The sequence below is a fragment of the Halalkalibacter akibai JCM 9157 genome, assembly GCF_000513135.1.
Taxonomy (GTDB): Bacteria; Bacillota; Bacilli; order Bacillales; family Bacillaceae_D; genus Halalkalibacter; species Halalkalibacter akibai.
Genome location: NZ_BAUV01000043.1, coordinates 18984 through 34008, shown reverse-complemented (window position 1 = coordinate 34008; position 15025 = coordinate 18984). Strand labels below are relative to the sequence as shown.

The following is a 15025-nucleotide window of genomic DNA, read 5'->3' as shown; positions in this document are numbered from 1 at the left end:
TTTAAATCGAAATGTTTTCCATTTACTTCATACACAACCCATTCTGCAATATTTGTTGCATAATCAGCTATTCGTTCAATGTAGCGACCTATAAACGCAAGCTGAGTCACTTGATCGATTTCAATAAGATCATCGCTAAGTTTAAATAATTCTCGTATGAACTCGCCGTACATTGAGTCAACTTTATCATCCATCATAGCAATTTTCTGTGCCATGAGAATATCTGTATTTCTAAATGACTGTAATGACTTATTGATCATCTCTTGAGCAATGGTGAACATAGCAATTAGCTTCACATGATAGTTTAATAAACTATCTCGTTTTAGGCGCTTTGATTGTTTTGCAATATCTACAACTAAATCTGCCACTCGTTCTAGGTCACTTGATATTTTTAGAGCCACAATTAATTTCCTTAAATCTGTTGCCACTGGTTGCTGCCTAGATATTAGTAACGTAACTTGATTATGCATGCCGATTTCAAGCTGATTGATTTCGATATCATGGCTGATAATGTGTTCCATTACTTTCGTATCAGAAGAGGAAAAAGCCTTAAGCATCTCATCTAAGACATCCTCTACCCGATCTCCCATATTGAGAAGTTGTTGTTTAACTAAATCAAGCTGTGAATGAAAACTCTCGCGAACAGCCATAAAATATCACCTCTATCCGAACCTACCCGTAATATAATCTTCAGTTCTTTTATCCGTGGGATTGGAAAAAATCACATCTGTATCATCAAATTCCACGACTTCACCATTTAAAAAGAACGCTGTTTTATCAGAAATACGGGCTGCTTGTTGCATATTATGTGTAACGATAATGATCGAGTAATTGTTTTTAAGTTCATGAATCAATTCTTCTACTTTTAATGTAGATTTAGGATCAAGAGCTGATGTTGGTTCATCCATTAAAATAACATCAGGTTCAATCGCTAAACAACGAGCAATACATAAACGTTGTTGTTGTCCTCCTGATAATCCATATGCATTTTCATGCAGACGTTCTTTAACTTCATCCCAAATAGCTGCACCACGTAAACTACGTTCAACGATCTCATCTAAAATCTTCTTGTTTCTGATTCCGTGAATTCGTGGGCCATAAGCGACATTATCGTAGATCGACTTAGGAAATGGATTTGGCTTTTGAAAAACCATCCCTACACGAGTTCTTAAATCCTCTACTTTATAAGATTTATCTAAGATGCTTTTCCCACGATAGCTGATATCTCCTGAGATCTTTACAATAGGTACAAGTTGAACCATACGATTTAACGTTTTGATATAAGTTGATTTTCCACAACCAGATGGCCCAATAATTGCTGTTACCTCTTTTTCATAAATAGAGAGATTAATATTTTTTAGCGCATGGTCTTTCCCATACCATAAGTTCAAATCTTTCGTATCGTATACAACTTTCTTTTCCAATTGTTTGTCGGTTGAAGAATGAATTGAGTCGAATGCCACATTCGCTTTTTTTGAAGCAAGTCCCATCACTTATACCCCCTATATACTTTTAGTACCTTTGTTGAAACTTGTTACGAATTATAATAGCTACAGAATTTAATACAAATAAAACGATTAGCAAAACAATGATTGTTGCTGCTGCTAGATTGGCGTACTCAGCCACTAAAGCTGCGTCTATCGTCCAATAATAAATTTGCATCGGCAAGATTGTGAAGCGATCCATTAGACTTCCTGGAAAAGGAATTAATAAAGCAGGTATCCCTATTACGACTAGTGGAGCTGTTTCGCCGATAGCTCGTGATAAAGATAAAATAGCTCCAGTTAAAATACCCGGTAGAGCCGCTGGAAGAACGATATTTTTAATGGTTTGCCATTTAGTAGCACCCATTCCGAATGAAGCTTCACTTAAATGACCAGGGACGGCACGAATCGCTTCTTGACTCGCTACAACAACAATTGGTAGTACTAAAAGTGCCATCGTTAAACCACCTGCTAGTATAACGTTTCCTAAGTCCATTGCTCGAACAAAAATTGTTAAACCTAAAATTCCAAATACGATGGACGGTACACCAGCTAAGTTGGATATGTTCGTTTGAATGAACGAATGAATTCGACTTTTCTGAGCATAGCACTCTAAATATATAGCAGTACCTACCCCTAATAACATCGTGACTGGAGCAACGACTAACATTAGCCAGAGAGTGCCTAGAATGGCCCCCATTATTCCAGCACGCTCAGGATTATTCGAAAGTTTACCAGTTAGAAAATCAACATTAATCCAAGCAATCCCTTGTGAAATGACTCGAGAAATTAATACAACTAAGACTATTAATCCAAATAAAGTAGCTAAAAGAAAGAATGTCTTTGCCAAGTTATTTTTTAACAATCTTGAGTTCATCTTTTTCTCAACTTGAGCTAAATCTAAGTATTTCATTTTTAATATTCCTCCCTAAATTTACGAGAGATATATCTAGCAAATAAATTCATAAGAAATGTAAAAACAAACAAAGTCATGGCAACAGCATATAAACTGTAATATATAGTCGAGCCAGCAGGAGCATCCCCACTACTCACTTCAACAATGTAAGCAGTCATTGTCTGCATCGATTGTGTAATGTCAAATGTAAAGTTTTTAGAACTTCCACTCGCTATCGTTACAATCATTGTTTCTCCAATAGCACGTGAAATTCCAAGAACGAACGAAGCTACGATCCCAGACATAGCAGCCGGAATAATCACTTTACCCGTGACTTCTAGTTTCGTTGAACCTAAGGCAAGAGCCCCTTCCTCATTGAGTTCGGTACTGAACTCATTGCATCTTCTGATAAAGAAGCTACCATCGGGATAATCATAATACCCATTACTATTCCGGGACTTAATATATTGGTTGCTTGTAAGCCAGGAATAAACTCTCTTAACAAAGGAGTCACAAATGTGAAAGCAAAAAATCCATAAACAATAGTTGGAATACCGGCAAGAATTTCTAAAATAGGTTTTACTAGTCTTCTTATTTTATCTGTTGCATATTCACTTAAATAAATAGCTGTCATTAATCCAATAGGGATCGCTACAAACATTGCAATCACAGATGATATGATCGTTCCTGTCAGCAAAGGTAGAACTCCAAATTGAGGATTCTGACTTAAAGGCTTCAAAACTGTCCCTGAGAAAAATTCATAAAAAGGGATCCGTTGAAAAAATTCAACTGTTTCAAACAATAATGTAAATAAAATGCCAAGTGTTGTAAAAATTGAAATACTCGCAATAAGTAGAAGAAGCTTAGGCATAAGCTTTTCCATAACATTTGTCATATTTCTAGTGCTTTTCTTTTCTTCAATCATGTCCCTAACGTTAACAGCGTTCCCCTTTTTTAATGCGCTGCTTGTTTCCATCACTTAGTGCACCCCTTCCAATCCTCACCAATTCTTTATATAGAAGAGGATGAGAACTAACAACAGCCCTCATCCTTTAAAAACCACACTAACTATTATTTCAAGCCTTCTAAATAGTCAATGTATTGTTGCAACTCTGCTTCTGGAAGTGGAGCAAATCCAGTTTGTCCAGCGAATACATCAGCATTATTCGCTACATAAAGTGCAAAATCTAAAACTTGTGGCTTAGCTTTTGCCATATCAACATTTAAGTATGTGAATACAGGACGAGTGAATGGTGCATAATCACCAGCTTCATCAATTGTCTCAAGACTTGGTTCAACAGCGCCATCACCGAAATCTACATGTACAGCTTGTAATTTATCTTGGTTATTTACGTAATAACCAAACCCAAAGAATGCAATTCCGTTTTTGTCTTCAGATACTAAGTTAACAAGTGTTGAGTATTCCTGTTGAAGGTTAACCCCGTCTACTAAATCTTCTTTTTCAAGAATTTTCTCGTAGAAAAATTCATATGTTCCATGATTTTCATTTGGACCCATTGCATGGATTTCTTCATCTGGAAATTCAGGACGAAGATCAGACCACTTTGTTACTCCACCATCATGTTTGAAAATACGAATTAATTCTTCAGCTGTTAACTCAGTAGCCCAATCATTTTCTTTATTAATAACGAATGTTAAACCGTCTAATGCTACTTTCATCTCTTTTACTTCAAAGCCTACTGCATCTGCTTCAGCTTGTTCTTCTTCTTTAATCGCTCTTGAGGCATTATTAAAATCAGTTCCATTTTCAACTAAGAATCTTCCAAAACCAGCACTTGTACCAGCACGGCTTACTTCAACAGACACGTTCTCTTGCTCATTTACCATATATTCTTCAGCAAGCACTGACATTAGTGGAAATACGGTACCTGAACCATCAATTACAACACTTCCTTCTAGAGAAGCTGTAACATCTTCTGTTTCTGTTTCCGTCTCTGTTTCTGTTGTTTCTTCAGCAGTATCAGGCGTTTCATTTGCAGCTGCAGTTGGCTCGTCTGAACCTCCTCCACACGCTGCCATAACAACCATTAGTGCAGCCATTACTAAGAACAAGAAATACTTTTTGAAATTCACTGAATTGTCCTCCCTTTTCTCTAGGAAAATGTTAGATGTTGAAAGGTTTTCCCTCTCACAATTGCTAGTATAGTAGAGGAATGTTAAGGAGGTATGGTTGGAATGTAAAGCTTTTGTAAAGGCTTGTCGAATCATGCACACATCTAGTATTTTAATAGGCATAAACACTAGCTTTTTCATAAAAAGTGCTTGCATAAAACTTATTAGATAGAGTTCATATTTCATGTATGGTCACAAATAACAAAGTAAATAATATGAATGGTAATTAGTGGTGGTATTTATGACTTTAAAATAAGACCATAAACAGACATAAGTTAATCTAACTACGTCAACCACTTTTTTCTATACCAAAAAATAATGTCGTTTTTTGGTGAATTTCTGTTAGAATTTGTTATGAGGTGAGTTTATTTAATGAGCAAAAATTCAAACTATGACATCCGTGAATGGAAAAAGAAATTAGCTCCATTCGAGAAACCCCGTGTTTCAGCAAGTACATGGCAACTAGTAAATTCGGTCGGACCATTTTTACTGTTGTGGGTTCTTGCGTATCTTAGTCTAGAAATTTCATTCTGGTTAACACTTTTATGTGCTGTACCCGCAGCTGGATTTTTGGTCCGGACGTTTATCATTTTTCATGACTGCACACATTATTCATTTTTTAAGAGTCGAAAGGCTAACGAGATCGTAGGAATTATTACTGGTTTGTTTACTTTTTGCGCGTTCGAACAATGGAAACGAACGCATACGACCCATCATGCTTCAAATGGAAATTTAGAAAAACGAGGCGTTGGTGATGTTTGGACAATGACGTTACAGGAATACGCGGACGCTACTCCGTTCAAACGAATCGCTTATCGAATCTATCGCAATCCGATTGTCATGTTTTTAATCGGTCCTTTATACATCTTCTTAATCGACTATCGTTTCAATGCTAAAACTGCTTCTCCAAAAGAGAAACGCCATGTTTGGTTGACGAATGTAGCACTTGTAACCATTGTTTGTATTGTTGGCTTTACGATAGGGTGGAAAGAGTATATTCTCGTACAACTACCGATCTTTTATGTAGCAACTTTTTCAGGAGTATGGTTGTTTTATGTACAGCATCAATTTGAGGATGGTTACTTTGAACATAATGAAAATTGGAACTTTGTTGAAGCTGCCTTAAAAGGTAGTTCCTATTATAAATTACCGAAAATTCTACAGTGGTTCTCAGGTAACATTGGTTATCATCATGTTCATCACTTGAATTCTCGTGTACCAAATTATCTTCTTGAACAAGCTCATAACAGTGACGAGCGCCTTCAAGATGTTCCAACTTTAACATTACTCACAAGTTTAAAATCGCTCACCTTTAAATTATGGGATGATCGAGCGAAAAAGTTCATTGGGAATAAAGATATCCGTGAATTTATTAAACAAGATAAAACCATAAGTGGATAGCCTATTAACAACTAGAAACACGCCCCTTCTTTGATTAAGGGGCGTGTTTTACTTTGAAAGGTTTCCTTTTAACGTAGTAGTCTGCTCAAGCGGTAGGATTATTTCTATTTTTGTTCCTTTATTTATCACACTTGATATGTTTAACGTTCCATGATGGAAGTCAATTATTTTTAATGTTGTCATTAAACCGAGCCCAGTTCCTTTTTCCTTTGTCGTATAAAAAGGAGTACCGATCTTATCCAAAAACTCTTGTGGAATCCCGCCTCCCTCATCTTCAATAACGATACGAATAGAAGTATCTTGTTGTTGAGACGCATGAATCGTAATAACTCCACCTGTTGGCATGGCTTCAATAGCGTTTTTAATCAAGTTAATAAATACTTGCTTTAATTGATTCGGAACACATTTCATTAATGGAACTCGGTTAATGGTTACATTTACTTCAACATGGTTAATTAACGCTTGAGAACTTAATAGCAGCACGACATCTTCCACTATTTTATTTAAATATTCATATTGGAAATCATGTGCCTGTGGTTTCGCTAATAAAAGTAGTTCCCCTGTGATCATTTCAATTCTCGTTATTTCATCAGCCATAATGTTAAGATAATTTTTATTCACTTTCTCATTTGTTCCTTTAATCAACTGAAGAAATCCTTTGATAGATGTAAGTGGATTTCTAATTTCATGAGCTATAGATGCTGCTAGCTGTCCAACGGCTGTTAATTTTTCAGACTCAAATAACAGTTTTTCAGTTCTTTTCTGATTGGAGACATCCTTCGCAATCCCATACACTCCTACAATTTTGTTCTCAACAATAATTGGAATGTTCGTGACTTTTATATCTACTATATGTCCTTCTTTGTGTGTAACTTTTGACTCATAATGTTGAATGCAACCATTAACCGCTTTGGAAAAATGAGCAGTTGTTTTCTCCATCTCATCTTCAGTGATAAGTGGAATATAAGACATTTGTATAAGCTCTTTTTCACTATAGCCTAGAAGCTGTTCCGTTGTTGAATTAACACTTAAGTAATTCCCCTCTAAATCTAAAGAATAAACAGCATCTGGGTTATAATCAAAAAGAGATCTATAATGTTGTTCCTGGCGAGAAGCTTGTTCCTTCTCTTTAGTAATATCTTTAAAATAAACCGATAATCCGTTTTGAGAAGGGTAAACCCTAATCTCAAACCATATTTTTAGTGGATCATAGTATAGATCGAACTGAAGTGGCAACTGAACTTTAAGGGCCTTATGGTATTTTTCAAATAAAGAAGTTTCAATCGTTTCTGGAAACTCTGACCAAATGTTTTTCCCTATTAGTTTCCCTTGATCACGCAGCAACAATCGACTTGCTTCTTTATTAAAATATGTAAAATTCCAATGTTCATCTAACGCATAAAAGGCATCTGAGATTCTATCTAAAATTTCTTTTTCTGAAATATTCATATAGATCCTTTCTGTTATCTTATCGGGTCTAACACCGGACTTTTCATTATATTATCTCATACTCCAGCTATCTATAGGCTCTAATTCTACAATTATTTTCAAACAGTAAAAAAGGATGTCTCAAGTGAAACATCCTTTATATATAGATCATTTTTCTTACAAAAGCGAGTTACCATTATTTTTTTGTAATATCAATTGCCTTTTTAATGTCTTTAAAAGAATTAGACTGTCCATACATTAAAACACCACCGCGGTATACCCTTGCTCCAAATAAAGCAAGTAGTAGAATACCTATTAATAAAATAGCAATACCTAAAATCGGCTCGATTGGTGATATGTTCAACATGCCTACTCGTAAGAACATAACCATCGGTGTAAAAAACGGAATATACGATGTAACTGTTATGAATGACGATTCAGGTGCACCCAATCCGAACATCGCGATAAAAAAGCCAATCATAACCAAAAAGACTAATGGCAGAATCATCTGCTGAACCTCTTCAATCCTACTAACGACTGATCCAAGTAGCGCTGCTAGTGTTGCATAATAAAAAATAGCCTAATAAGAAAAATACAACCGCGTAAAAAATGATCGTTGCTGATAACTCGCCAAATCCAAAGAATTCAAGAAACCCACCCATAACTAAATCTTGACTGCTTTTTAAAGAAAAATAACCAACTAGGAGCAGTACGATCATTTGTGTTAATCCTACTAGTCCAATCCCAATAATTTTAGCAAACATTTGCTTTACAGGAGATACACTTGAAATAATGATTTCCATGACTCTCGAAGATTTTTCTGTCGCCACATCTGTAGCGATCATACTTGAATACATAATGACTGAAAAGTAAATGAAAAACAATAAGATGTAAACAATTCCTCTGGCTTGATTCAACTCCTCCTCAGATTTTGCTCCTTCTACGATGGCTTCGTTTGTAAATAACACTGGAGCGTTGAGTCTCGCGATTTCGCCCATCGTTAAATCAAGTTCTTGTGCCGCGAAGCTGGTTTGAATATGTTGCAAAGAAGCTTGAAGACTCGCTGTAACCTGACTACCTGTTAAAGAAGTAGATTTATAGACAGCTTCGAAAGAGCCGTTCTCTCCACTTTTTAATATAAGAATTCCTTCGTATAAACCTTCTTCCACGTCTGCTTCTAATATGTCAATCGCTTCTGTTGTTAACTCAAGTTCAATATTTTCATTTATTAACTGAATTTCCTCTTTTAGTAGGGGATAAATTACATCTGTTTCATCAATGACTGCGACCTGATCTTTCCTCATTTCCCCATCGTCAAAAACCTTAATGATCGTTTCAATATTAGCTATGACTAGGATTCCAACTGCGGTAATAGCCGTTGTAATAATGAAGGATTTTGATTTCAACTTACTAAAATAAGCGTGAGACAACATGATCCAGAAATTATTCAAAAGAAGCACCTACCTTCTCTATAAAAATATCATGTAAAGAAGGATCTTCTAGTTCAAATTTTCGAACAAAGCCCTTTGCTGCTACTTGACGAAAAATCTGCTCGGCAATTTCTTCAGACTCTACTTGTAAACGTACACCCTCTGTTATATAGGTCGCTTTCAATACACCAGGAACATCACTTAAGAAAGCAAGGTCGAAATCAGCGTGTATTGCAATATTTTTCTTTTCGAACGATCGTTTAATCTCTTTTAAATTTCCTTGTACAACAGGCGATCCTTTATGCATAATACAAAGATTTTCGCATAACTCCTCAACGTGCTCCATTCGATGACTAGAAAAAACAATCGTAGCTCCTTGATCTTTTATGTCTTTAACCGCTTTTTTTAACAGTTCCACATTGACAGGGTCCAGACCACTAAAGGGTTCGTCTAAAATCAAAAGTTTCGGTTTATGTATGACGGCTGCTATAAACTGGATCTTTTGTTGATTCCCCTTTGAGAGTTCTTCGACTTTCTTATGTTTATATTCCGGCACCTTGAATCTCTCAAGCCAACCATCTAATTCTTTTAAAATAGCTTGTTTCTTCATGCCACGCAATCTAGCTAAATAAACAATCTGCTCGCTCACTTTCATTTTTGGATATAAACCTCTTTCTTCAGGTAAATATCCTACTTCTGAAGTTGTTGCATAATCTATACGGCGACCATTCCACGTGATCTTACCTGCTGTTTGATCTAGCAAACCTAGAATCATTCGAAATGTCGTCGTTTTCCCTGCACCATTAGCACCTAGAAAACCAAACATTTCCTTCTCTGGAACCTTCAAATTTAACTGATCAACAGCCGTGAACGTCCCAAATTGTTTAGTAACCTGATCCAATACTAAACTCATTGTTATTCATCCTTTCAAAATACTATTTGATTACTTTACGATTTGGCTTACTCAAAAGTTTCACCTATTATATTAACATAAATTTACAATTAACTTTGTAAACTCTTATTTAAAATAGAAGAAGCACATAATTAATTATGTGCCTTACTTTTATCCTGTGAAAACTTCGCCATCAGCATAACGTACAGAAGATTTCTGTGCTTTCGCTAATGAAAATGCTAAGGTTAACGGACCTATTCTACCGATAAACATTAAAACAATAATTAACTCTTTTCCAATATCCGTTAAGTTAGCTGTTAATCCCATTGACAAACCGACAGTACCGAAGGCAGAAAATGCTTCAAAGACAATCGTTAAAAAAGGGGCATTCTCTGTGATTGACAGAGCCAATATCGCCATAAAAACAATAAATACACTAATAACCACAATAGCTAATGACCGCAAAATAATTTGATTTCTAATCGTACGTTCAAATATAACGGTTTCGTTTCTTCCTTTTAAATACGTCCAAACTGCTAAAACGATGACAATAAAAGTCGTAAGTTTTATTCCACTTCCTGTTGAAGCACTGCCTGCACCAATAAACATTAACAAGCACATAAATACAATCGAGCCTGGGTTCATGCTAGCGATGTCAATAGAATTAAATCCTGCCGTTCTCGTCGTCACTGCCTGAAAATAAGAAGCCCAAAGCTTATCACTCAAGTCCAGTGCGCCAAGAGTAGCTGGATTTGAATATTCAATTGTAAATAAAAATAACATGGCTACGATATTAATGGCGAGCGTCCCTATTAGCATCAGTTTCGTATGTAGCGAAAGTTGATGAAATTGTTTGCTGTACCATAAATCAGATAATACCGTAAAGCCTATTCCTCCCGTTATAAACAAAAGGGTGATAATAATATTGACAACAGGATCACCCACATAGCCCATTAAACTATCAGAGAAAAGTGAAAAACCTGCATTATTAAAGGCTGATACCGCATGAAACAAACTAGTAAATAAACCAAACCCCCACCCATACTCAGGTACCCATCGAATTGCTAATACAATTACTGCAATAGCTTCAATGACAAAAGCAAAGATAAACAAGATTTTAACTAGTCTTATAACCCCACCTAGAGATGTTTGATTTAACGCTTCTTGAACAATCAATCTCTTTCTTAGCCCAATTTTCTTCCCTAGAATTAAAACAACTAAAATAGCAAAAGTCATTAACCCTAGACCACCAATTTGCATTAAAACCATGATAACGACCTGACCAAACACGGAGAAGACTGTGCCTGTATCTAATACCACTAAACCGGTGACGGTTGTTGCTGAAGTAGCTGTAAATAACGCGTCAATCCAGCTTATCTCTTCCGTGGTAGCAATAGGCATTTTCAATAACATGGTTCCTAATGTGATAGCAATTAGAAAACTTAAAGCTAAAATTTGTGGAGGTGACATTTTGATTTTTCGGTGCATCCATCTCTTCTGAGTTAACATATTACATCCCATCATCCTCGAAACGTTTAAGATCATTCTTATGCCCGATCACAATAAGAAGATCTTTTTCAAGGATCCTCTCACTTGGAAGTGGAGATACATTAACGTTTTCCCCTCGTTTGATTGCCAAAATTGTACAACCATATTTCGCCCGGACATCTAAATCAATAAGAGATTTATTGTGAATCTTAGCTGTTGCCAATAACTCTACAATGCTATATTCATCAGACAATTCGATGTAATCTACAATTTTTTCTGAAGTTAAATGCTGGGCAATCCGAATACCCATATCTTGTTCTGGATGAATAATCCGATCTGCCCCTATTTTATCTAATACTTTATGATGATAGGAATTTTGCGCTTTCACCCAAACATTGGGAACGTTCATTTCTTTCAAGAGCAAAGTGGTTAAAATACTCGTTTGAATATCATCTCCAATTGCTACAATGACATATTCAAAGTTACGAACTCCCAAAGACTGCAAGGCTTTCTCATCAGTTGAATCGGCAATGACCGCATGTGTCGCAAATTGTGTATACTCATTCACCTTAGAATCATTCTTGTCAATCGCTAACACTTGATGCCCCATGTTGTACAACTCTTTACAAATACTCCCTCCAAACCGACCTAAACCAATTACTGCAAATTGTTTTAATTTCTTAGCCATATTCCCCACTCCTTTTTTAGACAACAAAAAAGACCATCACAAAGAATGGTCCCTTAATGAACCTTCTCTCCAATAAAACGCTGACGAGGTTAGCTGTCGGATTAGGGACTGAGAGTATCCCTTCTTACTAAGTAAGATTCACCCCAAGGCCAAGTAAAATTGGCCCAATTGGTTCCCCCGCTCTGTTTAGCAGATTAAGCGAATAAGGTCTTTTATTTTGTTGATAAGGAGAATTTACTCCTCTTTTAGCAAGATGTCAATCTATTTTTCACCTGTTTATTTACTAGTTTTTTTATGTAGTAGAGTAGTAGAAGGGGATAGTTGAACTACGATCTTCTGCAAGTACTCTATGAATGACTTACCCTCTTCTTTATAACCTATTAAAGCTTTCAGCGGTCTTTTTGAAGATCTTTTCTTCCTGCTTTTATGCTCTTTGGCTCTTCATCAACCTTATGACGACCTTTTTCCTCTGCTTCCTATACTTTTGGTTTTCATCGGCCCTTATGATGACCTAATTTCTCTGCTTCCTATGCTCTTTTGGTTTTCATCGACCTCATGATGACCTTTTTTCTCTGCTTCCTATGCTCTTTTGGTTTTCATCGACCTTATGATGACCTTTTTTCACAGCTCCACACGTTCTTTTGGTTCTCATCGACCTTATGATGACCTTTTTCCTCTGCTCCACATGTTCTTTTGGTTCTCATCAACTTTATGATGACTCTTTTCCTCTGCTCCACACGTTCTTTTGGTTCTCATCAACTTTATGATGACCCTTTTCCTCTGCTTTACACACTCTTTTGGTTCTCATCACCAATTAACGATCTAATCGCTCCTATTACAAGCTCCGGTTCATCATGGTGAATATAATGACCACTTTCTTCAGCTATAAGTAATTTACTTTTCGAGGATAACTGTAACAACTCTTCTTGTAATTGATGCCAGAGTAGTTGTATTTCTGGTGTGTAGTGTTGCTTTTGATTAGCTGAGAGAATAACAAGAGGAATATCACCTAAATACGGCTGCTTCTTCACTTGCTCAAAGCTTTCTTGAAATTCCACATACGCCTGCTCACTTCCAAACTGTTTCACATAAGCTTTTTGGAATTCGTTAGGAAAACGAGGCAGTAAAACAGTACGATAGTTTTCAGTTGGTGTATCTATTAGAACAAGACCTGTAACCGCATCCGGAAAAAAAGATGCAAATAATCTTATATTGATTCCTCCATAGGAATGACCAACTAGTAGATATGGAGGCTGTAAATTAGCCTCTTTTAGAAGTTCTTTTAATTCGAACACCATCTCCATACTTGTCCGTTTTCGGGTTGTCTTTTCACTTTTACCTAATCCTGCTCGGTCATACATAAATACTTGCGCTTCACTAGCCAATTGTTCAATGATTGGATCCCACGTTTTCGACCAATCATTGTAGCCAGCATCCATGATGATAGTTGGCTTTAACGCCTTATTCCCTACTAGTTTTGTGTACAGCGATACACCATATACAGTTATGTATTGTTCTTTTACTTTAACCACTTGCTTGTTTGTCATGGACCTCTCCTTAAGCTAGTTTAATAGTTTAGTAACTGCTACTAACAATATACTATTTGGAATTTCTTTACCACTTATTCTGAGCAGTTAAATACGATTACAAACCAAAATAAAATGAACTCCAAATTAAATTGGAATTCACCTTATTTTTTCGACTGTTCTTCAATCTCTTTAATCGATAATCCATCACCAACACGATACAGTCTTCTTTTTGGATCATGAACCGTTTGAGATGGCCAAAGTCCATGATGACCTGAGAAAATATAGCTTGTTAATGTTGCAACAAAAAAATACTCTATCCCCTTACCATCAAATAACTCGACCGCAAGTAAAAAAGCGGCAATAGGCGTATTAGCTCCACCACAAAATGTTGCGATCATGCCAATCCCAGCTAAAAAAGACATAGGGAGGTCAGCAACTCCATATAAAGTGTTTCCAAGTGTCGCTCCCATAAAAAATAACGGAATGGCTTCTCCACCTACAAAGCCAAAACCAAGTGTCACAGCAGTAAAAATCAGTTTTGCGATAAATGCGTAAGAAGGAACATCTTCCTTAAAAGCTTGTTCTAGCATATCTAAGCCGCGACCGTTATAGTCTGTCGAGCCAATTAGTAACGTTAATGCTACAATGATAAGCCCTCCTATAAAAGTTCTAACGATGTGGTTTTTCTTCGTGTACTTTTCAGAAATTCTTTGAATCCCATGTCTTAATTGGCAATACAACACACTCAATAAACTAAAGACAATTGATAACAGAATGACTTTTGTAAAAGAAAGAACGGACAACTCTGGTACCTTTTGAATGATAAATGTTTCATGTTCTATTCCCCATGCTACAACAGCGATATAATGCCCTGTAAAACTTGCCACCAAGCAGGGGACGAAAGCTTCATATTTTAACTTGCCTAGAGCAACCATTTCCATTCCAAAAACAACACCTGTAATAGGCGTTCCAAATGCTGCACCGAAGCCTGCGCTAATACCGCTCATTAACAAAAGTTTCATATCAACAGCATTCATTTTAAATATTTTATTTACTGTTTCGGCAACGCTTCCTCCCATCTGAATCGCTGCACCTTCTCTTCCTGTTGATCCCCCGAATAAAACAGTAATAAAAGTACCTAAGTAAACGATCGGTCCCATTCTCCTCAAAACATTCGCTTTTCCATGAATGGCGTCAATAATAAGGTTATTTCCCTTTAGAGCATCATTTTTTCCTTTTGTTCCAAACTTCATATACATCGAACCAACCATTAATCCTGCAATGGGAAGAAAATAAATGAGCCAACTATTTTCTTCCCGTGTGTTTCCAAGAAAATCATTCGTTGTTAGCAAAAGTGCTGTAGTCGAGCCAATGACTACACCGACAATTAGTCCTAATCCAATCCATTTAGAGAGCGTGAAAAACACATGAAAGTAAGTGGCTCTAAATGACATTCCTTTTCCTCATTTCAATTGGGATGTAACTCTTTTCTGACTGCTTCACTCTGACATTCCCTTTTAAAATTTCCTTAACACTTCCAAATCATTCTAAGATTTTCTCGTAAAATTGGATATTATTATTAAGAGCACAAAAAGACGCTCTATATTAAGCGTCTCCAAAGATAGATTCCATTTTTTTAAACATTTCAAATTCCTAT

Annotated in this window: 13 protein-coding genes, 1 pseudogene and 1 riboswitch; of the genes and pseudogenes, 1 reads left to right on the top strand and 13 read right to left on the bottom strand. The window is 36.3% G+C overall.

What is annotated here, in order from left to right; all coding sequences use genetic code 11:
• The 5 genes and pseudogenes from phoU to JCM9157_RS18240 form a co-directional block, all read right to left on the bottom strand.
• On the bottom strand, positions 1 to 650 hold a 650-nt coding region (phoU, locus tag JCM9157_RS18260; RefSeq protein ID WP_035666991.1), incomplete at its 3' end, for a phosphate signaling complex protein PhoU.
• A gap of 12 nt (positions 651 to 662) precedes the next feature.
• Positions 663 to 1490 carry a phosphate ABC transporter ATP-binding protein PstB gene (gene pstB, locus JCM9157_RS18255; RefSeq protein WP_035666988.1) on the bottom strand — a complete coding sequence of 276 codons (828 nt, stop codon included), beginning with the start codon at positions 1488 to 1490 and terminating at the stop codon, positions 663 to 665.
• A 22-nt stretch (positions 1491 to 1512) separates the two neighbouring features.
• Positions 1513 to 2397: a phosphate ABC transporter permease PstA gene (gene pstA, locus JCM9157_RS18250; RefSeq protein ID WP_035666986.1), complete on the bottom strand. Its 885-nt coding sequence runs from the start codon at positions 2395 to 2397 to the stop codon at positions 1513 to 1515.
• A 2-nt stretch (positions 2398 to 2399) separates the two neighbouring features.
• Positions 2400 to 3355: pseudogene (pstC, locus tag JCM9157_RS18245) on the bottom strand (phosphate ABC transporter permease subunit PstC).
• Positions 3356 to 3450: 95 nt separating this feature from the next.
• Positions 3451 to 4473 (bottom strand): PstS family phosphate ABC transporter substrate-binding protein, encoded by a 1023-nt coding sequence (locus JCM9157_RS18240; protein WP_035666983.1) that lies wholly within the window; start codon positions 4471 to 4473, stop codon positions 3451 to 3453.
• 411 nt (positions 4474 to 4884) lie between these two features.
• Between JCM9157_RS18240 and desA the strand changes: the two genes are divergently transcribed.
• Positions 4885 to 5913 (top strand): Delta(5) desaturase DesA, encoded by a 1029-nt coding sequence (gene desA, locus JCM9157_RS18235; RefSeq protein WP_035666981.1) that lies wholly within the window; start codon positions 4885 to 4887, stop codon positions 5911 to 5913.
• A 48-nt stretch (positions 5914 to 5961) separates the two neighbouring features.
• Here the strand turns inward: desA and JCM9157_RS18230 are convergent, their stop codons facing one another.
• The 8 genes from JCM9157_RS18230 to JCM9157_RS18200 form a co-directional block, all read right to left on the bottom strand.
• Positions 5962 to 7362 (bottom strand): PAS domain-containing sensor histidine kinase, encoded by a 1401-nt coding sequence (locus JCM9157_RS18230; protein ID WP_035666978.1) that lies wholly within the window; start codon positions 7360 to 7362, stop codon positions 5962 to 5964.
• A 175-nt stretch (positions 7363 to 7537) separates the two neighbouring features.
• The gene (locus JCM9157_RS26140) at positions 7538 to 7867 is read right to left on the bottom strand and encodes an ABC transporter permease (RefSeq protein ID WP_369384775.1); all 330 of its coding nucleotides are present in this window, start codon (positions 7865 to 7867) and stop codon (positions 7538 to 7540) included.
• Positions 7868 to 7871: 4 nt separating this feature from the next.
• A complete protein-coding gene (locus tag JCM9157_RS18225; protein ID WP_369384774.1) occupies positions 7872 to 8792 on the bottom strand; it encodes an ABC transporter permease in 921 nt (306 codons plus the stop codon).
• On the bottom strand, positions 8785 to 9684 hold the full coding sequence (locus JCM9157_RS18220; RefSeq protein ID WP_035666976.1) for an ABC transporter ATP-binding protein: 900 nt from the start codon (positions 9682 to 9684) through the stop codon (positions 8785 to 8787). Before JCM9157_RS18220 ends, JCM9157_RS18225 begins: the two co-directional genes overlap by 8 nt.
• Before the next feature lie 150 nt (positions 9685 to 9834).
• Entirely contained in the window at positions 9835 to 11172 is a 1338-nt protein-coding gene (locus JCM9157_RS18215; RefSeq protein WP_035666975.1) for a TrkH family potassium uptake protein, read from the bottom strand.
• Between the two features lies 1 nt (position 11173).
• Positions 11174 to 11839, bottom strand: a complete 666-nt coding sequence (locus JCM9157_RS18210; protein ID WP_035666974.1) for a potassium channel family protein — start codon at positions 11837 to 11839, stop codon at positions 11174 to 11176.
• Positions 11840 to 11902: 63 nt separating this feature from the next.
• A riboswitch (cyclic di-AMP (ydaO/yuaA leader) is annotated at positions 11903 to 12050 on the bottom strand.
• Positions 12051 to 12624: 574 nt separating this feature from the next.
• The gene (locus tag JCM9157_RS18205) at positions 12625 to 13386 is read right to left on the bottom strand and encodes an alpha/beta fold hydrolase (protein WP_035666972.1); all 762 of its coding nucleotides are present in this window, start codon (positions 13384 to 13386) and stop codon (positions 12625 to 12627) included.
• A 143-nt stretch (positions 13387 to 13529) separates the two neighbouring features.
• Positions 13530 to 14822 (bottom strand): voltage-gated chloride channel family protein, encoded by a 1293-nt coding sequence (locus JCM9157_RS18200; protein ID WP_035666971.1) that lies wholly within the window; start codon positions 14820 to 14822, stop codon positions 13530 to 13532.
• Between the last annotated feature and the right edge of the window lie 203 nt (positions 14823 to 15025).

Coding starts and splice junctions, on each gene's coding strand:
- JCM9157_RS18230 (WP_035666978.1), bottom strand. CDS start 7,362: ATGAATATTTCAGAAAAAGAAATTTTAGATAGAATCTCAGATGCCTTT.
- JCM9157_RS18200 (WP_035666971.1), bottom strand. CDS start 14,822: ATGTCATTTAGAGCCACTTACTTTCATGTGTTTTTCACGCTCTCTAAA.
- pstA (WP_035666986.1), bottom strand. CDS start 2,397: ATGAAATACTTAGATTTAGCTCAAGTTGAGAAAAAGATGAACTCAAGA.
- JCM9157_RS18220 (WP_035666976.1), bottom strand. CDS start 9,684: ATGAGTTTAGTATTGGATCAGGTTACTAAACAATTTGGGACGTTCACG.
- JCM9157_RS18215 (WP_035666975.1), bottom strand. CDS start 11,172: ATGTTAACTCAGAAGAGATGGATGCACCGAAAAATCAAAATGTCACCT.
- desA (WP_035666981.1), top strand. CDS start 4,885: ATGAGCAAAAATTCAAACTATGACATCCGTGAATGGAAAAAGAAATTA.
- pstB (WP_035666988.1), bottom strand. CDS start 1,490: ATGGGACTTGCTTCAAAAAAAGCGAATGTGGCATTCGACTCAATTCAT.
- JCM9157_RS18205 (WP_035666972.1), bottom strand. CDS start 13,386: ATGACAAACAAGCAAGTGGTTAAAGTAAAAGAACAATACATAACTGTA.
- JCM9157_RS18210 (WP_035666974.1), bottom strand. CDS start 11,839: ATGGCTAAGAAATTAAAACAATTTGCAGTAATTGGTTTAGGTCGGTTT.